The following is a 24,028-nucleotide window of genomic DNA, read 5'->3' on the forward strand; positions in this document are numbered from 1 at the left end:
CAATCAGCCAATCTGAACCGATAACATACTTAAAGAGCCGTCTTCAATTCCCTCAACGGGTGTTGAAACCGGCTCTTTTTTATTCCATGTTCCCATCACATACAACAATGGCAGGAAGTGCTCTGGTGTTGGGTTAGACAATTGACCATCTTCCCTGTCCAAAGCATTAAACAGGGGATGAGGCTCTTCCAGACTGGTTAAACTTTCACGCACAAACTGCTCAAAAGAGAGTGCCCAAGGAAAAGATTTTATCCCCAGTTTTGTGGCCGGCAGGTTATGTACAATATTTCCACTCCCCATGATTAAGACGCCTTCGTCTCGCAGTAAGGCTAATTTTTTACCTATTTCATAATGAAAAGAAGCTGGTTGGTTGCGATCCATGCTCATTTGGATAACCGGAATATCGGCATCAGGATACATTTTTGCCAATATCCCCCATGATCCATGATCCAATCCCCATTTTTCAAAATCAGTTTCAACCTCAATCGGTTCAAGAATATCCTGTACCAGTACAGCCAGTTCAGGAAAACCTTTCGCCGGATACTGTTTTTCATGCAATTCTCTGGGAAAGTTACCAAAATCGTGGATAGTTCTGGGCTGTGCCATCGCCGTTACGGCCGTACCACTTGTGTACCAGTGCGCAGAAATCACCAAAATTGCCCTTGGTCTGGGTAATTTTTTCCCTAGTTCAAACCAAGCGCGTGAGTAATAGTTATCTTCAATGGCATTCATTGGACTGCCATGACCAATGAACAGAGCAGGCATTCTCAGGAGACTCATTTTCGCCCCTTATACAACAAATTAAACATTCGAATAATAAATTCGGATTATGATAAAAAAATTATGACAGGATTAAGACATTCTTTCCTTGAATATCGTCAATCAAAAATGATGAAGTGTCTTAGGAATACTGAAAGGCTACAGGGTGTGGACTGTAGCCCTTCAAAGTACATGCGTATGTCTCCCCGTCTTTCAAGCTACCATGCAACTGCATAGCAACTCAAAATCTGTGAGTATAACCGATATTGCCTGCCCCAATTTGTTCTCTATCCAAATTTAAAAAACAGTATTACAGGCGAATACGGCGCGTCCCTCGCCGCTAAAATGTTACGCGTTTATATGGAAAAGCCCATTAGCTAGCCGCCTTTGCCATTTTTAAGCGGTAATCGACTAAATCTTCAATAGTCACTACCGGCATATTATATTGTCTTGCAAATTCAATCACTTCAGGAGCGCGAGCCATTGAACCATCATCATTCGTCAATTCACATAGCACTCCCGCTGGTTTGAACCCTGCCATTTTGACCAAATCAATGGTCGCTTCAGTATGGCCGCGGCGGGTTAAAACCCCTCCTGGTTGCGCGCGCAGAGGAAAAACGTGTCCAGGTCGGCTCAGATCACTGGGTTGTGCATCATCTGCAATAGCGGCCTGGATCGTGGTAATGCGATCTGCCGCAGATACACCTGTTGTCACGCCTTGTGCAGCTTCAATTGAAACGGTGAAAGCAGTTTGATATTGGCTTGAATTGTTTTCTACCATCATGGGTAGTTTTAACTGCTGACGTCGCTCTTCAGTCAAGCACAGACAAACAATCCCGCTGCCGTGGCGAATAGTTAACGCCATTTGCTCTACCGTCATTGTTTCGGCGGCGAAAATCATGTCACCTTCATTCTCACGATTTTCGTCATCCAGTACCATTACGCCCTGACCTGCACGCAAAGCAGCAAGCGCACGTTCAACACGTTCAAATGGTGTCCCATATGAGGAAAGTAGCGTCTGATTCATGGTAAAGAAACCTCTCTAAATGTATGGATTACCAGAATCAGGGCAATTTTGAGGAGTTCATGCTGCACAAAAATACGGCAACAAAAACAACAGACGAGTGCGAGCACTCGATTGATGCTGTTATTCTCTCCCATCCGGACTATCACCGTCGGCTCCAGAATCACACTGGATCTGCTGACCTCTGTTTTATCCCCAGAATTTATGCCAAAACAACCAAGAGATAATGACGACAAACAGAGCGCTCGCGGGCTTCATAAAATGATCATTCGATATTTCATGTTACCGCCGGTAGGGACTTTCACCCTGCCCTGAGATAAACAATTTCACTATAGCGCTAATAATCCGCAGGAGCAATCTACAAAATCAAATATGAAACCTGACTCTCAATCATTTATGCTTTCGTCATGGGGTATTAAAATACTACCAATAGGCTTACGCTATAAAACACAATTACGTTACATAAAGGATGATCATCATGCTCGATCCAAAGAAAATTGAACAAATTGCTCGCCAACTCCACAACGCCATGCCGAAAGGTGTCAAAGAGTTTGGCGACGATGTGGAAAAAAAATTGCGTGCTGTTCTGCAATCCCAGTTGAGCAAGTTAGATCTTGTTAACCGTGAAGAATTTGATGTTCAGACACAAGTCTTGTTGCGCACCCGTGAAAAATTGGCTGCAATGGAACAACGCTTGAATGAATTGGAAGTTCGTCTCGCAGAAGCAGACAAAAAATCACAGCAGGCTGAATGATGTGGTGTAAGAGAAGTACTGTGAAGAGAATTGTGTAAGGAGATATGCCGCTATGCATCAAAAAGCATAACGGCACATGATACCAAGCTTACTGGCTCTTAATGGTTTTGATGATATTGGTCGTGGAAATGCCATCTTCGAAGTTCAGTACCTTAACTTCGCCACCCGCAGCCCAAACTTCTGTACTACCGGCAATCTCTTCCGGCTTGTAATCACCACCTTTGACTAAAATATCCGGCAAGATATCCGCGATTAAGCGCTGCGGTGTATCTTCTTCAAATGGCACAACCCAATCCACAGATTCCAGCGCCGATAACACGGTCATGCGCTGTTCCAGCGGATTTACCGGACGGGTTTCCCCTTTCAGACGCTTAGTGGAAGCATCACTATTAACGGCAACGATCAAACGATCACCCAATTTGCGCGCGTTAGACAGATATGAAACATGTCCCGCATGGAGGATATCAAAACAACCATTCGTCATGACAATACATTCACCACGCTGACGTGCCTGTGCAACGGCTTCTTTCAGTTTGGCTTCACTCATTACGCCAAAGCCGGTTTCTGCACGTCCACGTACTGCATTTTCCAGTTCAACCGGTGACACGGTGGATGTTCCCAGTTTGCCAACCACTACACCTGCTGCCGCATTGGCAAGGTAACAGGCTTCGTTCAACGGTTTGCCGGCAGCTAATGCCGTTGCCAATATACCTATTACAGTATCTCCTGCACCAGTGACATCAAAAACTTCCTGTGCCTGAGTTGGCAAATGCAAGGGCGGCTGCCCAACCCGCAATAGGCTCATGCCTCGTTCAGAGCGCGTGATCAACAGTGCTTGCAGCTCCAAATCCTGCGCCAATTTTGTGCCTTTCTGCACTAAATCATCATCATCCGTACAGTGCCCTACAACCGCTTCAAACTCTGACATATTTGGCGTTAGCAATGTTGCGCCACGATAGCGGCTGAAATCGCTGCCTTTTGGATCAATAAGCACAGGAACATTGGCTTCGTTGGCGAGCTTAATCATGGCCTGAACCTGACTTAGCGCCCCTTTAGCATAATCTGACAGCACTAACGCGCCAATATGGGGTAAGGATTGCTGAATTTTTTCTAACAGCGGCTGGGCATCTACATTCTGGAAGCCTTCTTCAAAGTCCAGACGCAACAATTGTTGATTACGCGATAAAACACGCAGTTTCGTGATAGTTGGATGAGTTGGGACAGAAACAAAATCACATCGGACTTTCACACTGCTGAGTTTCTCACTCAATGCCCGCGCTGCATCATCAATGCCCGTCAAGCCTACCAAACGTGAATTCGCGCCCAATGAAGCAATATTCATGGCTACGTTAGCCGCTCCTCCAGGACGCTCTTCTATGGTTTCTACCTTAACCACAGGAACCGGTGCTTCCGGTGAAATGCGGCTAGTTGGACCATACCAGTAGCGATCTAACATGACATCGCCGACAACCAAAACACCTGCGCGGTGAAAATCGGGGAGTGTTACTTTCATCCCATACTCCAAGTATCAAAATAAACTGTTGCGGATATTACCATAACCAAACTCAGTGCCAGCAAACTCGCTCAGGAAAAGTGACTGCCTGAGATCATTTATATGCGCAGGTCATGTTCTAACCATTTTTGCCAGCTATCACGTACCAATGCTTGCTGCTGGCTAAAATGTCCAACTGAAACTCGGCTGGATAACGCTTGCAACGCTAAATGATGCAATTCATCACGCATGGTAATGTAAGCCTGTGTTAACGCCATCGCCTCCTGCTCGTCCATAATATTATGCTGCGCCATTAATTCGAAAATTCGTACATTATCAGACCAGCGAGTCAGACTGGCATTTTCTGGTGCATAACGCAGCACCTGATACTGAGCAATAAATTCAATATCCGTAATCCCTCCTGGATCAGCTTTGATATCAAATTGATTTTGCCGATGGCTGCCCAAATGCCGATGCATTTTTTCTCTCATCTCACGCACTTGTTGGCGCAAAAGATCGGGATCGCGGGAAAGGCATAATGTTTCACGGCGAATGCGTTCAAAATCACGGCGCATTTTTTCATCACCAAAAACCATGCGTGCACGAACCAGTGCCTGGTGTTCCCAGGTCCATGCTTCATTTTTTTGGTAGTCATCAAAGGATTCAAGGGTACTGACCAACATGCCCGACTCACCGGATGGCCGCAAACGGGCATCAACGTCATACAATACTCCCGATGTCATTCGGGTATTGAACAAATGAAGGATGCGTTGAGCCAGGCGCAAATAAAATTGGCGAGCCTCAATAGGACGAGCACCGTCCGTCATTATCCCCATAGGGCAATCCAGCAGGAACACCAGATCCAAATCAGAGCCATAACCGAGTTCCCAGCCACCCAATTTGCCATAACCAATAATGGCAAATCCCAAGCCCTGCCGCTGGGATAAGTGGGCAGGTGTGCCATAGCGTTTTACCATTTGGTTCCACGCCAGCCGCACAACAGCCTCAATAATGGCTTCCGCCAGATAAGTCAGGTGATCACTTACTTTCATCACAGGCAAGACGCCCGCAATATCTTCTGCTGCGATCCGCAATAGTTGTGCCTGCTTAAATTGACGTAAAGCCTCCAGCAACTGCTCTTCATCATCCTCAGGAATACGCAGCAAATATTGATAAAGCTCATCACGATAAGCTTCCATCGGCAACGGTTGATATAGCGATTTAGGATCGAGCAGCTCATCCAGCAACAAAGGATGACGTGCAAGCTGGCTGGCAATCATTGGAGAAGCCGCACAGAGCCGGATAACATGGATCATGACCAGTTCTGATTCCAGCATCAGTTCCAGATAAGTTGTGCGACTGACAATACTGAGCAACAGGGAAGTGATCCGCTCTAAAACGATATTGACATCTTCCCTGGCCACAATTTTTACCAACAGACGTGGCATCAACTGGTCAAGCACATCCCTTCCCCGTGGGCCAATGGTGCGCTTACTGACGTCCCGACGGAAAAGAGCTATTATATCAAGCATCTTCTGGAATTTTTCTTTATCAAGATGAGGAAGCAACGCGCTAAGTTCATCTACATGCAAGGCTTCCTGCCATAAACTCTTAAACGGGATATGGCTGGACTCTTCACTCTGCTCTTCTATTTCATCGCCGATCAACTGTTGGAAAATACTTCGCACCGCACTCATTTTACGTTCGGTTTCTGCCATCAATTCATCCCAATTGGCAAAATTCATCCCCCAAGAGAGACGAGCACGATCCAATTCATTATCCGGTAAAGTTTGTGTTTGTTGGTCATAAATAGATTGCAGCAGGTTTTCAAGCCGCCGCAAAAACAGGTAACTTTCTTCAAGCTGTTTTAATTTTTCCGTTGGCAATAAAGCCAGATCATTTATGGCCTTCAATGTTGGTAATAATGAGCGGGATTGCAGGCTAGGCTCCCTTCCCCCCCGAATAAGCTGAAAGACCTGAGTGATAAACTCAATTTCACGGATCCCGCCTGCGCCTAATTTAATATTATCTTTTAATCCCCGACGACGGACTTCCCGCTCAATCATGCTCTTCATATTGCGCAAGGATTGAATTGCACTGAAATCGATATAACGGCGGAAAACAAACGGACGCAACATCTGGCGCAATTCCTGACAATAAACTTGATCATCATTGCCCAAAATGCGCGCTTTCACCAAAGCATAACGTTCCCAATCCCGTCCTTGTTCCTGATAATAATCTTCCAATGCCGGAAAGCTGAATACCAAAGGTCCACTGTCACCAAATGGACGTAATCTCATATCAACACGATAAACAAATCCGTCTACGGTTGGTTGATCCAACACCTTAATTAATTTCTGCCCTAATCGAGTGAAGAACTGAGAATTGTCCATTTCTCGACGCCCGCCTTGCGTTACGCCATTTTCTGGATAAGCAAAAATGAGGTCAATGTCAGAGGAAAAATTAAGCTCTCCGCCTCCCAATTTTCCCATTCCTAAAATCAGTAGCGGTTGTGCCACTCCCTCGCTATTAGTAGGCGTTCCCCAATCCTGACAACAACGCAGATAAAGCCAATCACGGGCAGCGATAATCAAAGTTTCGGCCAACATACTTAATTGCTGCAATGTCTGTTCTGTCGTACTGCTTTGTAATGCCTGCGACCATGCAATCCTGACCAGAATCCGATGACGGAAAAGACGTAAACACCGCATCAAACCATTTTCATCATTGACCGCCAGCAACGCTTGCCCCAGCCAGTGGGAATAATATTGCCACTCTTCCGATTGCGGGGGATTCTGGCGAATATCCTCCAGCCATGCAGGATGTGATAACACGTTTTCCGCCACAAACTCACTCAATGACAGCACCGCTTGTTCATCAAGTGAAAAGGACTCTAGCGTTTCCTCTAATGGCGGAAAATTCGCAATGATATGCTGCAATTGTCGGGCTAAGGGTGATGAAAGTGGCCGCATAACTGTTTTTTCCTTATAACCGTTTTTTAATAATACGTTAATAATAAAAGGAGATTATCGGAACTAAGTCAGTAGCCACTGCATTAACGCCAGCTTGCATTGCAACCAAGATGGGCTGTAGCACAACGTTTCAGCTTCTGAACTGTCTATGGATAAAGCAGCCATTAATTCTGGCAATAAATCCAATATCGGCAAACGTTCGTCCTGTCTTTCAGTCAATTTGATTATCCACTGCAAAACCTGCACCAATTCCGTTTTACCTTCTGGCAAGCCCGCCAGCCATGCTTCTTCTTGCTCCTGCCATTGCGTCAAAATTTCAGACAGAAGCACAGACAATGGCTGCTGCCATTCCAACTCTTTCGGTAATTTTGGTAATGTTTTATGGGATAAACCATGAACAAGTGCATATCCCCGTGCAGCTTTACTTTTATTTGCTAAACGCAGGCCATTTTGTGATGCCAGTTTGTTTGCCAATGACAGAATATCGATGATATTTCCATTTTTTAGTTCCAGCTCAAATTCACAAATAGGTGATGTCTTATCTCCTGCATCTTTATTTCCAGAAAAAATAGTTCCTCTGTCCAGCACCACTTCAATTTCGCTTTCTCCATACGTCACAAGCCATTTTTCACGGTCAAAATCGGTGCTGAATAATTCAGTCAATTGTGTCTGCAAATATGCAAGATCGGTATTTTCAGGCCAGATATGGGCGGGGAACAGTGCCAGATCTAATTTAGGTTGATGCAAAGGGATATTGAATTCAGGGCGTTGGTGTAACCCACCTAGCACTTTACCCGCGGTTTTGATGGTCATCTCATAGTGCCCGTCAAACCCACGGATACGCAGCCCCATATCCCAGCGTCGCAATAGATTATCTGGCGTCTCAAAATAAATATTAGTCAGGTGTTGTGGTGAAGTGTAATCATGAGGAAACTGAAATAACTGCTGGCGCACTGCCGGTATAGCATCAGGCTTCACGGACAGTTTCAATTCTATCTCTACAGAACTCATATTTTTTATTCCTCAATTAATACTACAGAATTTTTTCTTAATCCTGTTCACATTTTCTTGCCCAGAAGAAAAATTTTTCACAGAAGAGAAAAATAAACCACAATAGTGTGTTATCTCAACAAACATCACTTTCACTTCACCAAAAAAAACCGCAAAAGGCATGTATTCGGTCAGTTGATATAGCATTCATTCTGGTTTACTGATTGCACCAACAAACTTAACTCTTTACTATCCATTAGGTAGTTTAAATTACGATTAATCCACACTTAATTGATCCATACACAGAGAACAGTTGAGCACAGCATGCAAAAACTACATCGATTATTTATCTTGTTATTGAGTTTTACTCTTCCATTATCCGTACATGCTGAAGAAAAACGCTATGTTTCCGATGAGTTATCAGCTTACATTCGTAGCGGCCCAAGCGTTAAAAACCGGATTATTGGTTCATTAAATGCCGGCGAAGAAGTCACATTAATCAGCCCTAAATCAGATAATGGTTTCTTGCAAATTCAAGACAATAAAGGGCGCACAAGCTGGATACTCGCAAGTGAGCTCAGCGCCATTCCAAGCCTGAGTGAGCGTCTTCCTGCAATGGAACAAGAGATCAAAACACTGACTGAGAATCTGGCCACCATTGATGATAAGTGGAATAAGCGTACCGCTGAATTACAGAACAAAGTGGCAAACAGCGATAAGATCATCAGTGATCTGAAAAAAGAGAATGTCCAGCTCCAGAATAAATTAATTGTGGCTGAAAAAAAGGTCGAAGTTGCCAATTTGCAGTTGGATGATAGACAAAGAGAGATCATCTTACAGTGGTTTGCTTATGGCGGTGGGGTTGCGGGGATTGGCCTGATTTTGGGGCTTATATTGCCACACATTATCCCTCGCCGGAAAAAGAAAGATCGTTGGATGAGCTGATTTAAGGAAACAAGAGTGAAAGTCTATTTGGTTGGCGGCGCAGTTCGCGATCAATTATTGGGTCTGCCCGTCACTGAACGGGACTGGGTTGTTGTTGGAAGCAATCCAAAGGAGCTGCTATCTCAGGGATATCAACAAGTTGGTAAGGATTTTCCTGTCTTCTTGCACCCCAAAACCCATGACGAGTATGCGCTGGCACGTACTGAAAGGAAATCAGGTCAGGGATATACCGGTTTTACATGTTATACCGCCCCCGATGTAACGCTGGAAGAAGATCTGCTGCGCCGTGATTTAACGATCAACGCTATTGCACAAACTCGTGAAGGTGAATTAATCGATCCTTATCATGGTGCCAATGATCTCAAAAATCGTATCTTGCGCCATGTTTCCCCTGCGTTTACAGAAGATCCATTACGTGTGCTGCGTTTGGCGCGTTTTGCTGCTCGCTTTGCCCATCTAGGCTTTTCAATTGCACCAGAGACGCAAGCGCTCATTACGGAGATGGTCGTAGATGGGGAATTGTCCTCATTAACTCCTGAGCGTGTTTGGCGAGAAACTGAAAAGGCTCTCACTTCACAATCACCACAAATCTACTTTCAGGTTTTGCGTGATTGTGGAGCATTGGCTGTACTCTTTCCTGAGATCGATAACCTGTTTGGCGTTCCTCTGCTTGAATATGATGCAGGGCTGCATTCATTGCGGGTTTTACAAATATCCACCCAATTGAGCGAAGAGATAGACATTCGCTTCGCTTCACTATGTAGCCATGTCGAAATGATACCGCTGCAACAAATGTGCGAACGACTGCGCATTCCCAACTCGGCACGCGATTTAGCCACGATTGTGACGCAATATCACCATTGGGTACATACCATAAAACAATTGCCTCCAGAAACCCTGCTAACCCTGTTTAATGCCGTGGATGCCTGGCGTAAACCGCAACGCATTGAACAACTACTTACCTGTAGCGAAGCAGACAACCGTGGATACCCAGGTGCAGAAACTTCACCCTACCCACAAGCCGATTATTTGCGAAAAGTATTTGCCATTGCCAGCCAAGTCAGTGTTCAGGAAGTGATTGCCCGTGGATTTCAGGGAGCTGAGATTCGCACAGAATTAGAACGTCAACGGCACATTGCCATCGCAGACTGGAAACAACAATCGATTGATTAAGTTTATCAATCAATTTAGCGTCCCAGACTATTTATTAAACTGGGACGCTTTTTCAATTAGCGTGCATTTCTCTCAATCACTACACCTACGCTTTTTGCGTGTACAACCGCATCTGGTTTACTGACTTTAACCTTAACCCAAGGAGAGTGAAATTGGTTCAACAAGATACCGGCCACCTCTTCTGCGACCCGTTCGACCAGAGCAAAACGTTGGCTTGCCACATGATTAATAATCGCCTCACTAACCTTGGCATAATCCAGACAGTGTTCAACATTATCACTGGAAGAGGCTAGTTTGTTGTCCCATCCCATTTCGATATCGAACACTAATTTCTGTTTAATTGTTTGTTCCCAGTCATAAACACCAATAGTGGTAATTACGGTTAATTCTTCAATAAATACGATATCCATCACGACCTTTTCCCCATTTTTCAGTTCGCCAGATACCACTTCCGACGAAATGTGCGTATTATCCATTGTTAGACTTAAGAAAACGACCCTTATTCATTGGAGATATCTTATGAGTGCAATCGCGCTTGGCATGATCATCTTCGCGTACTTATGTGGCTCTATATCCAGCGCGATATTGATCTGCCGCTTGGCAGGACTTCCCGATCCCCGTCAGCATGGTTCCGGCAATCCTGGGGCAACAAATGTACTGCGCATTGGTGGTAAATGGGCTGCATTAGCAGTGCTGGTTTGCGATGTCCTAAAAGGACTAATACCAGTTTGGTTGGCATACAAACTCAACATTTCCCCATTTTATTTAGGTATTACCGCCATTGCTGCCTGTCTGGGACATATTTATCCTGTCTTCTTCCATTTCAAGGGAGGAAAAGGCGTTGCAACTGCTTTTGGTGCCATTTCTGCCATCGGTTGGGATCTGATGGGGCTTATCTCAGGGACATGGATGCTAACTGTGCTGTTAAGCGGCTACTCCTCATTGGGTGCCATCGTCAGTGCATTAATTGCACCTTTCTACGTCTGGTGGTTCAAACCTGAATTCACGTTTCCTGTTGCCATGCTGTCATGTCTGGTACTTGTACGTCATCACGATAATATTCAACGCCTATGGCGAGGACAAGAAAGCCGTATCTGGCAAAAATTGAAAAAGAAACAGGAAATGACCGATAAAGAGAAAATTCAAGTCGCTAAAGAGCAAGAGCAGCAAGAGGATTGACGTAGAGAAAGCCTATGAATAATGAAAAGGCTGAGTAGCAAATAGCACTCAGCCCATATCAAGCAACGTTTTTTATCATTTTTGCAAAGCAGGAAGATCCGCTAGCGGCCAACGCGCTTTCACCGTTACGCCTAATTCACCGGCAGTACCGCCTTGCAAACGGATCATACCAGCCAGCGCGATCATTGCTCCATTATCAGTACAGAACTCAGGTCGAGCGTAGAAGGCTTCGCCTCCCAGCTTTTCCATCATTACCTGCATTTTGGTACGCAATGTTCGGTTTGCACTTACTCCACCGGCCATCACCAGACGTTTGAATCCAGTCTGTACCAACGCTCGTTTACACTTAATTGCCAAAGTATCCACGACTGCATCTTCAAATGCACGGGCAATATCTGCCTTGGTTTGTTCATCCTCAGCCATATCGTGACCATGAATGTTATCGCGGATCGTATTAGCTGCGAACGTTTTCAGGCCAGAGAAACTGAAATCCAAACCCGGACGGTCTGTCATCGGACGCGGGAAGACAAAACGTCCTGCCTTACCTTGCTGTGCCATACGGGCAAGTACTGGCCCACCTGGGTAATCTAACCCAAGCAGTTTTGCTGTTTTATCAAAAGCCTCGCCAGCGGCATCGTCAATAGATTCACCCAACAGTTTATATTCACCGATACCCGTCACACTTATAAGCTGGGTATGACCACCTGAAACCAATAAGGCAACAAAAGGAAACTCAGGGCTGTTTTCTTCCAGCATCGGTGCCAGTAAATGGCCTTCCATATGATGCACGGGAATAGCGGGAACATCCCACGCGAATGCCAGTGAGCGCCCAATCGTTGCCCCAACCAGCAATGCACCAACCAATCCCGGCCCTGCGGTGTAAGCAACTGCATCAATATCTTTACTCGTCAGACCCGCTTCCTTCAAAGCTGCCTGAATCAAAGGAACCGTTTTACGAATGTGATCACGGGACGCCAGTTCAGGCACAACGCCGCCATAATCAGCATGCAGCTTGACCTGACTGTATAATTGATTGGCTAGCAGACCGGTTTTGTCGTCATAAATTGCGATTCCGGTTTCATCGCAGGACGTTTCTATACCTAAAACTCGCATTGCACTATTCGTCTCGTTATCTTACGTTTCGTTGTTTGGTCATATACATTCGCATTCCTTTCAACGCGCAACAGTGTAACACCATCTATTGTTAAATTCTCTGCCGATGCGCTTTCCATACCAACATTCTCACCACTGCGTCCATTACAGGCTGGCTATTTTTTCTGTTTAGTCTATAATCAATGCCCTACTTGAATATCTTGTGTGGTTAATGTTAATAACGCCAACATCAGGCCGCTTGTTTTACGTACAAAAAAGTAGCCTATAACCCGTGGCGTTATCGGTTTCAATTTTCCTCGGCACTTTACAAGGCCGTGTTCATTGAAGTAAAATTCCGCACCATTTTAAAGACGGCTGGCACTATCACGCCAGCGACAAACCCGATTTCTATTGAGGTGAGAGGCACATGCCAGTAATTAAAGTACGTGAAAACGAGCCATTTGACGTAGCGCTGCGTCGCTTCAAGCGTTCTTGCGAGAAAGCAGGCGTATTAGCAGAAGTTCGTCGTCGTGAGTTCTATGAAAAACCAACGACTGAGCGCAAGCGCGCTAAAGCTTCTGCTGTTAAACGTCATGCTAAGAAGCTAGCTCGCGAAAACGCACGCCGCACTCGTTTGTACTAATCTTCGCGGTCAGTCCGCTTAGTGATTGTATTAACAAACTACTGCAGTTAAAGGCCGTGCTTTCCCAAAGGAAGCGCGGCTTATTCTCGTTCATCAACAGGCGAAAAAGGGCTTATGGCTGGACGAATTCCACGCGCATTTATCAATGACTTATTAGCAAGAACCGATATCATTGATTTGATCGATGTTAGGGTGCCTTTGAAAAAAAAAGGTAAAAACCATCAAGCGTGTTGTCCTTTCCATAACGAAAAAACCCCTTCATTCACTGTTAATGGTGATAAGCAGTTTTACCATTGCTTCGGTTGCGGAGCGCATGGCAATGTCATTGATTTTTTAATGAATTATGACAGGCTGGACTTTGTCGAATCCATCGAAGAACTGGCAGCAATGCATGGTCTGGAAGTTCCCTACGAAGCAGGTTCCGGCAACAGTCAAATCGAGCGTCACCAAAGGCAAAACCTTTACCAGCTAATGGAGAAACTCAATAGCTTCTATCAGCATTCACTAAATACTTCCAGCGCCCAATCAGCCCGACAATATTTAGCTCAACGTGGACTTAGTGAAGAGATTATCCAACGTTTCGCCATTGGTTTTGCGCCTGCGGGATGGGATAACGTCTTAAAACGGTTTGCCCATAATGCGGAAGATCGTAAACAGCTAAACGATGCCGGAATGCTGGTCACAAACGACAATGGCCGCACTTATGATCGTTTCCGCGAGCGGGTGATGTTTCCCATTCGTGATCGTCGTGGTCGGGTAATTGCTTTCGGCGGTCGAGTGCTGGGAGATGCGCTTCCCAAGTACCTGAACTCACCGGAAACAGAAATTTTTCATAAAGGGCGCCAGTTATATGGCCTTTATGAAGCACAGCAAAGCCACAGTACCCTGACAAGGCTATTGGTGGTTGAAGGTTATATGGATGTTGTTGCGCTAGCCCAATTTGGTATTGATTATGCCGTAGCTTCGCTGGGAACATCCACGACAGCCGAACACGTTCAGTTACTTTTCAGGACAATCGATAATGTTATCTGCTGTTACGATGGTGACCGAGCAGGTCGTGATGCCGCATGGCGTACATTGGAAACGGCGCTGCCTTATCTAAATGATGGTCGGCAATTACGTTTTATGTTCTTGCCTGATGGCGAAGATCCTGATTCATTGATTCGCAAAGAAGGACAGGAAGCATTCGAGCAGCGAATGGAAAAAGCATTAACCTTATCTGCATTTTTGTTTGAATCACTCTTGCCGCAGGTTGATTTAAGTAATCCAGAAGGAGCGACTAAGCTCAGTTCACTAGCTATGCCACTGATCAGTCAAATCCCAGGAGAAACACTGCGACTCTATCTGCTTAAAGAGCTTGGAAACCTGTTAGGTACTCCTGAGACAACACAATTGGAACGATTTTTGGCGAAACTTGTCAAAAAAGATACCAATACTTATCAGGCGCTAAAACTGAAACCAACAACAATGCGCATACTGATCGCATTGTTGGTACAGAATCCGCATTTAGCGACATTAGTTCCCCCGTTACAGGGAATGTTTCCTACTCAGATAGCAGGACTGCCATTATTCATAGAGCTTGTCGACACATGTCTTGCCCAACCGGGCTTAACCACCGGACAACTGTTGGAGCAATATCGCGATAATAAGTACGCTAAACAGCTTGAAAAACTCGCTGCATGGAACGATATACAGATAGAAGAGATTGCTGAAAAAACTTTTAGCGATGCACTGAGCCATCTTTTTGCGTCAGCACTTGATGAACGTTTTAATTTTCTAATGGCTAAAGAGAGAACGGAAGGCCTAACACCAGAAGAGCGCGAAGAAGTTCGACTAATTACAGTATCTGGTGCGAGGAAATAAGAATCTGTCTCAGCAAAGCTATATCACTTCAAGATTATATTAACTTGGAGGTTATACTATTTGGCTTACTTATATAGGTTTATTTCCCTCATATGGTTTGCTGAAACTATTGTCGATAAAATTATTATTGATAAAACCATTGCTCAATAAAAATATAGCTTGGTGAGACAGGTTTTAAACCAAAACCTAAAATCACAGATATAGAATTCACGGCTTAGATGCCGCATTAGGTAGGGCAGGTAACCCTACAATTGCCGCAATTGAGGGCAGCGGCAATATCATGAAAACGCCCCTAAATATTATTGTTGGCATATTTGTTTCGCCGACCGACACCAACCAATACTCTGAAGTGTGGATACCGTCTTATGGAGCAAAACCCGCAGTCACAGCTAAAGCTACTTGTCACCAGAGGTAAGGAGCAAGGCTATCTGACCTATGCTGAGGTCAATGACCATCTGCCGGAAGATATCGTCGATTCTGATCAGATAGAAGATATCATCCAAATGATCAATGACATGGGCATCCAGGTAATGGAAGAAGCACCTGATGCCGATGATCTCATGTTGGCAGAAAACACAAACGACACAGATGAAGACGCAGTGGAAGCGGCTGCGCAAGTGCTATCTAGTGTTGAGTCAGAAATCGGTCGTACCACCGATCCGGTTCGCATGTACATGCGCGAAATGGGTACGGTTGAACTCTTGACTCGTGAAGGTGAGATTGACATTGCAAAGCGCATTGAAGATGGCATCAACCAAGTGCAGTGCTCCGTTGCTGAATACCCTGAAGCGATTACTTACCTACTGGAACAGTACGACCGTGTTGAATCCGGCGAGAGTCGTCTGTCCGATTTGATCACAGGTTTCGTTGATCCTAACGCAGAAGAAGACCTTGCCCCAACCGCCACTCACGTTGGTTCAGAACTTCCTCAGGAAGAATTGGACAACGATGATGATGACGATGAAGAAGAAGATAGTGATGATGATGCTGATAGCGAAGAGGATAACAGCATCGATCCGGAACTCGCTCGCCAGAAATTTTCGGATCTGCGTGAACAGCATGAACTGACTCGTCAGGCGATTAAGACATACGGTCGTAGTCATCCTAATTCCGCAGCAGAAATCTTAACGTTATCTGAAGTATTTAAACAATTCCGCCTGGTACCAAAGCAGTTTGATCATCTGGTTAACAACATGCGTTCCATGATGGATCGCGTACGTCTTCAAGAGCGTCAAATCATGAAGATGTGTGTTGAACAGTGCAAAATGCCGAAGAAAATCTTCATCACGCTATTCTCTGGCAATGAGACCACTGATACATGGTTCACCGCTGCAAAAGCAATGAACAAGCCATGGTCTGATAAATTGCTGGAAGTTGAAGAAGAAATTATGCGTAGCTTGCAAAAGTTACGCCAGATCGAAGAAGAGACAGGTCTGACTATTGAACAGGTCAAAGACATCAACCGTCGCATGTCAATTGGTGAAGCGAAAGCTCGCCGTGCGAAAAAAGAGATGGTTGAGGCCAACCTGCGTCTGGTTATTTCGATTGCGAAGAAATATACCAACCGCGGTCTGCAATTCCTCGATTTGATCCAGGAAGGTAATATCGGTTTGATGAAAGCGGTTGATAAATTTGAATACCGTCGTGGTTACAAATTCTCAACTTACGCGACATGGTGGATCCGTCAGGCGATCACACGTTCTATCGCAGATCAGGCACGTACTATCCGTATCCCAGTGCATATGATTGAGACCATCAACAAACTCAATCGTATTTCCCGCCAGATGTTGCAGGAAATGGGCCGCGAACCTTCACCGGAAGAGCTGGCAGAACGTATGATGATGCCTGAAGACAAGATCCGCAAGGTACTGAAAATTGCCAAAGAGCCAATCTCCATGGAAACGCCTGTGGGTGATGATGAAGATTCACATCTGGGCGATTTCATCGAGGATACCACTCTCGAACTGCCGCTGGATTCAGCAACGTCAGAAAGCCTGCGCGCAGCAACTCACGATGTGCTGGCAGGTTTGACTGCACGTGAAGCGAAAGTTCTGCGTATGCGTTTTGGTATCGATATGAATACTGACCATACCCTGGAAGAAGTGGGTAAACAATTTGATGTAACCCGCGAACGTATTCGTCAGATCGAAGCAAAAGCACTACGTAAACTACGCCACCCGAGCCGTTCTGAAGTACTACGTAGTTTCCTTGATGACTAATCAACGAGTTTGCTAATAAACCTGAAAGCGTCTGTTTTTGCAGGCGCTTTTTTATTATTTTCGGCTAAATCCCTGATATTCAAACAATGGCTGAAACCCAATACGCCTGTACAATCCATTACCATAGTGAGAGGCATCTAAATAGCACGCAGTTGCACCATCTTGTTTAGCTTTATTCAGCACATGATTGATCAAAGCAAAAGCATATCCTCTTCTCTGTTTTCCCACCACCGTACTAATCTCATCAAGACGGACAAAATTATTTAATCTTGATAGAGTTAAAGAACAGACCGGCAACTCATCAATATACAAGGCATAATGTTGCAAATTCTTTCCTGCATCCAAAGCCGCCTGATGGCATTTTTGGTATTGTCCAGAAATAGCATCATCTGACTCAAATGCACTTTCTACCGGGATAGCCCAATCATCCAAACAGAGGTCAACACACCGGATGTCATATTTCATGACTGAGACATTGTCCATCTGCCAATTCATCAAATCAAGTTGCATAGCTGTAGTTATGCTATCAGCATCCAACACAAATCCAGCCTGCTGAATCACCCCTAAAAGTTGACTATCTGGCTCTACAGCAACAATCGTAAAAGGAACATAAGTTTTCTCTTCCAGTAATCGAATTCCCTTTTGTACATCTCCAGCAGTCTGTTAATTAACATCAATCACCAACAAAAAATTCAATGAACGCGTTTCAACCCCTGTCACATAGGCTCGAACACTTTCACTAATATGTTGTTGGGACATTTGGCTAATAGACGAAAAAAAGTAATCTTCTATTTGGTGATGGCACCAAATAGCAGCCGATAGCTGATGTTTTTTCATATTTATTTACCAAATTTTTTTGAAAAGTATAAGAACGTTGGAAAATCAATGAAAAACACAAAACGAAACTAACAAGATTTTCTTGACCACATTATGGTCAGAGAGCAAAAAACAATCAGAAATATTTATTATAAAAGCTACCAACATCACTAAAAAAGATTTTCAGATTACTTCCAATCGGCTGAAATACATTAAAAGATACTAATTATTGTATATAAAACACGCATATGAATTTTTGGGGCTAGACCTGGCATCAAACTGTGCCGTATAATCCTCCCTGTTCAACGGCCCCTTAGCTCAGTGGTTAGAGCAGGCGACTCATAATCGCTTGGTCGCTGGTTCAAGTCCAGCAGGGGCCACCAAATTTTAGCTGTTAAATCAGCATATTAGGCCACTCTTAGATGAGTGGCTTTTTTGTGTCTGTGAGACAGTGTCGCAAAAGTGTCGCACGAGATTTAATGACTCTCTACATACAACCTCTCGTTTAATGTTTTTTTTCAATCAATCTCAATTAGCAGTAGTTTTTTGTGTATATCGGATATTTATCTAAAGGATGATTCACATGATGAATTACAAGGCAGCATCTGACTCTGAATTACTGGCAGAACTTAATAAGCTATCGGGTGATAGCTCTGTTGGCATATCAAGCAGAAAAAAAGAGTTTCTTTATGTGGTTAGACATCTGGAAACTGACGAACGCGCCATAGCCGTTCTATCTGGTGATTTAGATGGCAAGAAAGGGACATTGATCTTACTGACCAGTATTAATATTCATTTCATAAGAATCAGCCTGTTCAAAAAAATACATCACGATAAATTCCCTATAGTATTGATAACGAAGTGTGACGATAAGAAAGGGCTGTTATTTTCAAAAATCATATTCAATATTAATCATGAGCAAGAGTATGTTTTCAGCAATATTGAGAAAAAGGCTCTGGATAAGTTTCTTCCCCGTTTAAATGAATCTATCACTGCTTATGAAGCTTTATCATATGAACAAGATGAGCAGCAAGCTCCCACCTCTCAACCTGAGATAACCTCCCTGCATTCAGACGAATCTAAGCCATCTATTTTAGATACAAGCTCTTTGGTAGAAAAATTAGAACTCATTGAAGAATTGAAAGATTTTGAAACTATCAATAACAAAGAATTTAACATACTAAAAAATTACATCTTGGAATCGAACCTTGACAATAGGTTAGCCACGGTAAACATAAAAACATTGTGTGAGGATTTAGATAGGTTAAATGATTTTGTTAATGAGGGTGTTATCACAAAAAAAGATTTCTCCACTCAAAAGCAAGCCCTGTTAGCAGCATTACCAACTAACAATCAATCTCAATAAATTTCAGTTCCTTTTCTTTCGCAAGGCCGCATAAATCCTGAATTCTTTAACATGATGCGGCTTTGTCATGTGATCCAATAACTTCACGTAAAATATAATTTTTCTTTTAAAATCATCATATTAATATTATCCCCGCGATCCGTTTGCGATCCAAAAACTGGAATTCCCTGAAAATCTTTTCACGCCTTTCAGTTCGGGATTTTTCCCACACCGCCAGTACTGGCGCGCTCTGCCGATTCGGTTTGTCGAATTTTAAAACTGAAAAAACTTTTTGATCCAAAACGTGCAGGCGGGTGCGGTGTAGTCCGTTTTACGTGGGGCTTCCGTTTATTTCGTGGGGATTACGTGGCGTATACGCGAGGTGGTGACGCGATCCAAATAAACCGCATCCAGACAGCAAGTTAATCAGTGAGTGGCTTATAGAGCGTCTGGTTGCGTTTGGTGAGGGCGTAAAAAAGGCCACGGTTTAAGGTGGCCTTGGATAGTGATCTCAGTTACTTGATCGACAGGGTTAATTGATGCCCGATAGCACTTGCCGCCTTAGCGACCGTATCAATCTTGGTCGAATGATGCAGGTCAAACAGGCGGGTCACTTCCTGTTTCTTCACGCCCATACGGTGCGCAAGTTCAGTTTGTGTCAGGCTGGAATCCACAAACGCATTGAGCATCAACACCTTTGAGGCCACGCTTAAGGGCACATCGACATAATCATCACCGGGCTTTATCGGGCTGGGTGAGGGAATTTTCTTACTGTCTTCGAAGTAGAATTCGAAACAGGTTACCAGCGCATCAAGCGCCATCTCTAACGCTTCCTCCCGTGTTTCCCCTTGGGTCAAGGCTTCGGGGATATCTGGGATTGAGACGAAATAACCACCCTCTTCTACAGGTTCGAGTATTACGGGATATCGCATAGTATTTGATAGTGAAGCTGTGCGAGAACCCGCCTCTGATGAGACGGGTTTTTATTACAATCCTAACTGCTTGATGATTGCTTTCCTCAGTGGTTCTTTTATCTCATGGGCGGGGTGCCTTGGCATGACGCTGTACTTCCCCTTATACCTCAGTTTCAGATGGTTTGTCCCGTTTGAAACTTCGACGCCCTGAGCTTCCAGCCACCGTCTAAACTCGCTTTGCTTCACTGCTCCTCCATTCTGTTGAACATGAGATTATAGTAAGCATTTATGCTTACCATGTCAACATTTTTGTTTACACAAAAAGAGGAAGATAAAAATAAACCCCGCCGAAGCAGGGTTACTTGATAAACAGACAATCAATTGGTGAGGTTGGCTTCTTTGCTTTTACGCTTGGTGCAGGATATTTGCCTGTGTGCTATACGAAATTGGTAGCCTCGGCTCTAGCGCGACACATCTAAACTAACGTCTTCAGTCTAATATCTGTAGCATAAAATATCAACCTATGGTACGGCGCAGAGGATCTCACACAAATAAACGATATTCAGCCAATCACCGGCGAATATTTCTGTTTCAGTCCATCCGATTTATAGGCTGTGTTTCTTATCGCGCTGGCGTTCTGCGGTGTGCCGGTGTTGTGATGGGTATGGGCGGCGGTCAGTTCGGCCAACTCCTTAACCACATCCAGTGTCTCTAACATCAACGTCATCACGTTAAGTTGTTGGCTGCCCACCCAAACCACCGGCGCCACGATCTCTTGTTTGACTCCGGCAATGCTTTGCTTAAGCATCCCGATTTTCTCAATCAGCTTTTGGCCAACCTCGATATTCGCGTCTTTCTCCACACTGGCAACCAGATTTGATGACGTTGCCATACAGTAATCCCCGTCCGCAATGTGCTGGACAGCGCCCGCCAGTAGTGTTGATGTGCCTAAAACTATCGTTTTATCTGTGGCCTGTAGGGTGGTTTCCCGTGCTACCACGGTACGGGTTTCTGTATCGGCCTTAACTTCGCGGTGCATAGACGATTCATTAATGGTCTGGTCGGTCTGCCTGATCCAACTGCCTTCCTGTGTGACCCGTTGCGAGACTTCCGCCCGCTGCTGCTGCAATTGTTCACCGGGCTTAATATCGGGCAGCGTGTTGCCCTGGCTTAAGGTCTGGCGGATAAAGGGCTTGTCAGGTCGGCCACCCTCGAAAGCAATCTCAACCACGGTGCCGATGGGCGGATACTGGAACATGCCCGATTCAGCGCCTGCCATCGGCAACGGCAACGGGACAGCACGGTAAACTGGCGCGGCGGCGTCTTTGCCGTCCGATTCCAGCAATTGCACATCAACCGCATAGCGTGGCCGGAAGGGATCGGCCATATCGCCGCTGGCCGTGTTTTCGGTGTGGGCTTCAATGCGAGCAAATTTGGGCAGGTGCGTGCCCGCCGATAATTCCGGGTAAGCGGCATCAACCTGGCGCTGAGCGGGGGTTTTATCCGCGGCCTTCCCGTTGGGCAACCACGTGAGGGTCATATTTTCGTTGTTCAGGTTGACCTTGCAAAGCCGCTGCTGGTTGACCACAAAACCGGGGCGCAGGGATTGGATCATCGGAATGGTCATCGTATTGCCCGCGGTCTGTTGCTGGCTAAATTCATTGGGGATCTCGACTGGATTACCCTGAAACATCGAATGCGCCCAACTGCCCAGATAGACCGAACCATCCGGCAATTGGTGCCAGATATAATCGTCAATGGCAAAGACCTGCCCCAGATTTGCCAATAGCTGGTAGCCTGTGCCGTGATGGGTATAGTGCGGGATCGGCTTATCCGTATAAGGTGCCTCCGGTAAGGTGAACGTCAGGCCGCTGTGCGCCTGCAACCAGTCTACTATCTGGCGCAAGGTCGGGTGCTGAAACGAGCACGGCCACGCTTTATCAAACACACCAACCAGCTCACGCACAAACAAGCGCTGATAACCATTCTGGGCAGGCTGTGAACGTTCCACATAGCCCGTAAACCAGCGCAGCACCAAATCGGTATAGCCCACATCCAGGCGCACCAGTTTTCCGGTGTAATCGGTCGTGGTTTCCGCCGTGATAAAACCCCGGCCACAAGATGAAAGTTCCAACATAATATTGACGTCAACCAAATGGATCTCATCACCGGACAGGTAAAGTCGGTTAATCGGTTTCATTTGCTGACCCTATACTGTCATTAATGGGCTTTAACACCTCGCGTTCAAACCAGCTTAACTTTTCTGGCTCTTCCCTGGCGGCACCGCTTCCCTGCCCTGTTTGTTTTTTGGCTGAAACATTGCCAGAGGCGCGGGCATCGCGTTTTTCAGATACCGACAAATGTTCCCGTAAGGTAAAGGTCACTTGCCAGGCCTGCTTACCGTCCACTTTGCTGGCATCAATTGTGCCCGTAAACGTGCCGATACGAAAGTTAATGGCCTGGGCGGTCAGGTTGGCGACCCGGTAGCGTTTCAGGTTGCCATTGTCTTTCGCTTCCGCCAACGCGAACAGGCGGGACAGGGTTTTCTGTTCGGTAAAGGGAATAATGCCCGTGATACGCAGCTCTTTCGGCTTAATGCCCTGTTCAGCCACCGCCGTACTGGAAGACTGTCCGCTCTGGTCGGTATCCTGAAACATCATGGAGGGGGTAACAGTGAGACTTTTTAAGGGGATCGCCTCGCCATCAAGGGCGAGGGTGATAATTTGGCTCATGCGATAGCATCCTTTCTAATGGGCGAAGATCATCTCCGGCAAATAACGTTGCCAGGGTATAAACCGCGTCGGGTTCGGGAATATTCTGTCGCAGTTTCTCCGCAATGTGTGTGCCATTCCCTTTCCCTGAGAACGCCCAAACCGTGGCAGATTTTCCCGCCAACCCAATCATGGCATCGGCGACTTGCTGCAACGCAGATTGCCGGGTGGAAGTAAAGGTAGATAATTGGGATTTTAACCCGGCAATACCACTGCCTGCACTGGCCTGTGCTTTGGCCTGTTCGATTAATTGTGCATTGACGGCCAAGCGGCTGGTTGCGGTTGACAGCGGTTGCGGCAATGGCAGCCCACCGCCCTGCTTGCCCGGCAATTGCATCTTGGTGATAGCAAGGCTTTCTGCTGTTTTTGCCATACGCTTGACCTGGGCAAACACCGGAAGCGGTAACACCGATGAAAATTGCATTAAATTCTGCATAAATTCATCGTGGGTCTTAGCGCAGATCATCAGAACAACCGCGTTCAGATTCCCTGCACCTATCAATTTATTTGCCAGATAATGAAGGGCGTTTGTCGGGCTTAGGTAACTGCCGCTGTCTGCCTGCTGCCCGACACCATAAATAAACGGGTGTACGGGCACAATGGCGACCGATATCCCCGACAAATTCGGGGACAGTTGCAGGGTTTTATGCTGCCATCGCATCACTCTGGTTGCTCCGGCCAATCAATATGAGAGGCGATAGCACAATCTACCCGGTTGAGTAGCACCCTGTAGCGGCGCCATTGGGTTAATGTCGATTTTTCTACGTCAGTAGCTAACCCTAAATCAACCGCATCCTGACAAATATCAATTTTTTCTTTGGCAATCTTTATCAGGTACTGTTTTTTAGATTCCGCACGGTGTTGTAATTCTGTCGGTGTGGGCGGTGGGATATCTGCCCATACGGGCAGACCATCTTTGTCTGCACTCAGCATTTTACCTTCTGGTGGGATCGAAAAATCAAGGTAAGTTTCTTCACTCACTTCTCTACCCTCATCCGGCCAAGAGCCAGCGTCCATATAACGTGGCTGCAATTTAACGGGATAAAATGAATTTGTTTTAGCGCTGTATACGTACAT

At 45.5% G+C, this 24,028-nt stretch carries 23 protein-coding genes, 1 tRNA gene and 1 riboswitch; of the genes, 9 read left to right on the forward strand and 15 right to left on the reverse strand.

From position 1 onward, the window contains the following. Positions 1-3: 3 nt before the first annotated feature. Complete coding sequence (gene ygiD / locus Xish_RS05545) at positions 4-780, reverse strand: 4,5-DOPA-extradiol-dioxygenase (RefSeq protein ID WP_099117058.1); 777 nt, start codon at positions 778-780, stop codon at positions 4-6. 352 nt (positions 781-1,132) lie between these two features. Further along, positions 1,133-1,786: a 3,4-dihydroxy-2-butanone-4-phosphate synthase gene (gene ribB / locus Xish_RS05550; protein ID WP_099117059.1), complete on the reverse strand. Its 654-nt coding sequence runs from the start codon at positions 1,784-1,786 to the stop codon at positions 1,133-1,135. 118 nt (positions 1,787-1,904) lie between these two features. Then, positions 1,905-2,106: riboswitch (FMN riboswitch) on the reverse strand. A gap of 155 nt (positions 2,107-2,261) precedes the next feature. On the opposite strand from ribB, the gene ubiK reads away from it, so the two are divergent. Continuing rightward, the gene (ubiK, locus tag Xish_RS05555) at positions 2,262-2,537 is read left to right on the forward strand and encodes a ubiquinone biosynthesis accessory factor UbiK (protein ID WP_099117060.1); all 276 of its coding nucleotides are present in this window, start codon (positions 2,262-2,264) and stop codon (positions 2,535-2,537) included. Positions 2,538-2,625: 88 nt separating this feature from the next. Here the strand turns inward: ubiK and hldE are convergent, their stop codons facing one another. The 3 genes from hldE to Xish_RS05570 all read right to left on the reverse strand — a co-directional run bounded on the left by hldE (position 2,626) and on the right by Xish_RS05570 (position 8,012). Then, positions 2,626-4,050, reverse strand: a complete 1,425-nt coding sequence (gene hldE / locus Xish_RS05560) for a bifunctional D-glycero-beta-D-manno-heptose-7-phosphate kinase/D-glycero-beta-D-manno-heptose 1-phosphate adenylyltransferase HldE (RefSeq protein ID WP_099117061.1) — start codon at positions 4,048-4,050, stop codon at positions 2,626-2,628. 98 nt (positions 4,051-4,148) lie between these two features. After that, the gene (gene glnE, locus Xish_RS05565; protein WP_099117062.1) at positions 4,149-7,001 is read right to left on the reverse strand and encodes a bifunctional [glutamate--ammonia ligase]-adenylyl-L-tyrosine phosphorylase/[glutamate--ammonia-ligase] adenylyltransferase; all 2,853 of its coding nucleotides are present in this window, start codon (positions 6,999-7,001) and stop codon (positions 4,149-4,151) included. Positions 7,002-7,064: 63 nt separating this feature from the next. Then, positions 7,065-8,012: a CYTH domain-containing protein gene (locus tag Xish_RS05570; RefSeq protein ID WP_099117063.1), complete on the reverse strand. Its 948-nt coding sequence runs from the start codon at positions 8,010-8,012 to the stop codon at positions 7,065-7,067. 303 nt (positions 8,013-8,315) lie between these two features. Between Xish_RS05570 and Xish_RS05575 the strand changes: the two genes are divergently transcribed. Then, the gene (locus Xish_RS05575; protein WP_099117064.1) at positions 8,316-8,936 is read left to right on the forward strand and encodes a TIGR04211 family SH3 domain-containing protein; all 621 of its coding nucleotides are present in this window, start codon (positions 8,316-8,318) and stop codon (positions 8,934-8,936) included. 15 nt (positions 8,937-8,951) lie between these two features. Continuing rightward, positions 8,952-10,109: a multifunctional CCA addition/repair protein gene (locus tag Xish_RS05580; protein WP_099117065.1), complete on the forward strand. Its 1,158-nt coding sequence runs from the start codon at positions 8,952-8,954 to the stop codon at positions 10,107-10,109. 56 nt (positions 10,110-10,165) lie between these two features. Here Xish_RS05580 and folB read toward each other — a convergent pair whose 3' ends face one another. Further along, positions 10,166-10,519, reverse strand: coding sequence for a bifunctional dihydroneopterin aldolase/7,8-dihydroneopterin epimerase (gene folB, locus Xish_RS05585; RefSeq protein WP_099118682.1), 354 nt, complete (start codon positions 10,517-10,519; stop codon positions 10,166-10,168). A gap of 109 nt (positions 10,520-10,628) precedes the next feature. Here folB and plsY point away from each other — a divergent pair, with 109 nt between their 5' ends. Further along, positions 10,629-11,288 carry a glycerol-3-phosphate 1-O-acyltransferase PlsY gene (gene plsY, locus Xish_RS05590; RefSeq protein ID WP_099117066.1) on the forward strand — a complete coding sequence of 220 codons (660 nt, stop codon included), beginning with the start codon at positions 10,629-10,631 and terminating at the stop codon, positions 11,286-11,288. Between the two features lie 75 nt (positions 11,289-11,363). On the opposite strand, the gene tsaD is transcribed toward plsY, so the two are convergent. Further along, a complete protein-coding gene (gene tsaD / locus Xish_RS05595) occupies positions 11,364-12,401 on the reverse strand; it encodes a tRNA (adenosine(37)-N6)-threonylcarbamoyltransferase complex transferase subunit TsaD (protein WP_099117067.1) in 1,038 nt (345 codons plus the stop codon). Between the two features lie 406 nt (positions 12,402-12,807). On the opposite strand from tsaD, the gene rpsU reads away from it, so the two are divergent. The 3 genes from rpsU (at position 12,808) to rpoD (ending at position 17,105) form a co-directional block, all read left to right on the forward strand. Beyond that, positions 12,808-13,023, forward strand: coding sequence for a 30S ribosomal protein S21 (gene rpsU / locus Xish_RS05600; protein ID WP_001144069.1), 216 nt, complete (start codon positions 12,808-12,810; stop codon positions 13,021-13,023). Positions 13,024-13,137: 114 nt separating this feature from the next. Beyond that, positions 13,138-14,886: a DNA primase gene (dnaG, locus tag Xish_RS05605; RefSeq protein ID WP_099117068.1), complete on the forward strand. Its 1,749-nt coding sequence runs from the start codon at positions 13,138-13,140 to the stop codon at positions 14,884-14,886. 365 nt (positions 14,887-15,251) lie between these two features. Then, positions 15,252-17,105: an RNA polymerase sigma factor RpoD gene (gene rpoD, locus Xish_RS05610; RefSeq protein ID WP_099117069.1), complete on the forward strand. Its 1,854-nt coding sequence runs from the start codon at positions 15,252-15,254 to the stop codon at positions 17,103-17,105. Positions 17,106-17,159: 54 nt separating this feature from the next. Here rpoD and Xish_RS18890 read toward each other — a convergent pair whose 3' ends face one another. Both Xish_RS18890 and Xish_RS18895 read right to left on the reverse strand, forming a co-directional pair. Continuing rightward, positions 17,160-17,645 (reverse strand): GNAT family N-acetyltransferase, encoded by a 486-nt coding sequence (locus Xish_RS18890; RefSeq protein WP_244185937.1) that lies wholly within the window; start codon positions 17,643-17,645, stop codon positions 17,160-17,162. Between the two features lie 123 nt (positions 17,646-17,768). Then, positions 17,769-17,942, reverse strand: coding sequence for a hypothetical protein (locus Xish_RS18895; protein ID WP_244185939.1), 174 nt, complete (start codon positions 17,940-17,942; stop codon positions 17,769-17,771). Positions 17,943-18,228: 286 nt separating this feature from the next. On the opposite strand from Xish_RS18895, the gene Xish_RS05615 reads away from it, so the two are divergent. Next, positions 18,229-18,304 (forward strand) — tRNA-Ile (locus tag Xish_RS05615). Between the two features lie 200 nt (positions 18,305-18,504). Beyond that, complete coding sequence (locus Xish_RS05620) at positions 18,505-19,287, forward strand: PH domain-containing protein (RefSeq protein ID WP_099117070.1); 783 nt, start codon at positions 18,505-18,507, stop codon at positions 19,285-19,287. A 494-nt stretch (positions 19,288-19,781) separates the two neighbouring features. On the opposite strand, the gene Xish_RS05625 is transcribed toward Xish_RS05620, so the two are convergent. The 6 genes from Xish_RS05625 to Xish_RS05650 form a co-directional block, all read right to left on the reverse strand. Beyond that, complete coding sequence (locus Xish_RS05625) at positions 19,782-20,198, reverse strand: type II toxin-antitoxin system HicB family antitoxin (RefSeq protein WP_099117071.1); 417 nt, start codon at positions 20,196-20,198, stop codon at positions 19,782-19,784. A 54-nt stretch (positions 20,199-20,252) separates the two neighbouring features. Further along, positions 20,253-20,426 (reverse strand): type II toxin-antitoxin system HicA family toxin, encoded by a 174-nt coding sequence (locus tag Xish_RS05630; RefSeq protein ID WP_099117072.1) that lies wholly within the window; start codon positions 20,424-20,426, stop codon positions 20,253-20,255. A 316-nt stretch (positions 20,427-20,742) separates the two neighbouring features. Continuing rightward, entirely contained in the window at positions 20,743-22,380 is a 1,638-nt protein-coding gene (locus Xish_RS05635) for a type VI secretion system Vgr family protein (protein WP_099117073.1), read from the reverse strand. Further along, positions 22,367-22,912 carry a baseplate complex protein gene (locus tag Xish_RS05640; protein ID WP_099117074.1) on the reverse strand — a complete coding sequence of 182 codons (546 nt, stop codon included), beginning with the start codon at positions 22,910-22,912 and terminating at the stop codon, positions 22,367-22,369. Before Xish_RS05640 ends, Xish_RS05635 begins: the two co-directional genes overlap by 14 nt. Beyond that, a complete protein-coding gene (locus tag Xish_RS05645; protein ID WP_099117075.1) occupies positions 22,884-23,612 on the reverse strand; it encodes a hypothetical protein in 729 nt (242 codons plus the stop codon). Before Xish_RS05645 ends, Xish_RS05640 begins: the two co-directional genes overlap by 29 nt. Further along, positions 23,612-24,028, reverse strand: coding sequence for a tail fiber assembly protein (locus tag Xish_RS05650; protein ID WP_099117076.1), 417 nt, complete (start codon positions 24,026-24,028; stop codon positions 23,612-23,614). The genes Xish_RS05645 and Xish_RS05650 overlap by 1 nt, the downstream gene beginning before the upstream one ends.

It is taken from the genome of Xenorhabdus ishibashii, from assembly GCF_002632755.1.
GTDB classification, from domain to species: Bacteria; Pseudomonadota; Gammaproteobacteria; order Enterobacterales; family Enterobacteriaceae; genus Xenorhabdus; species Xenorhabdus ishibashii.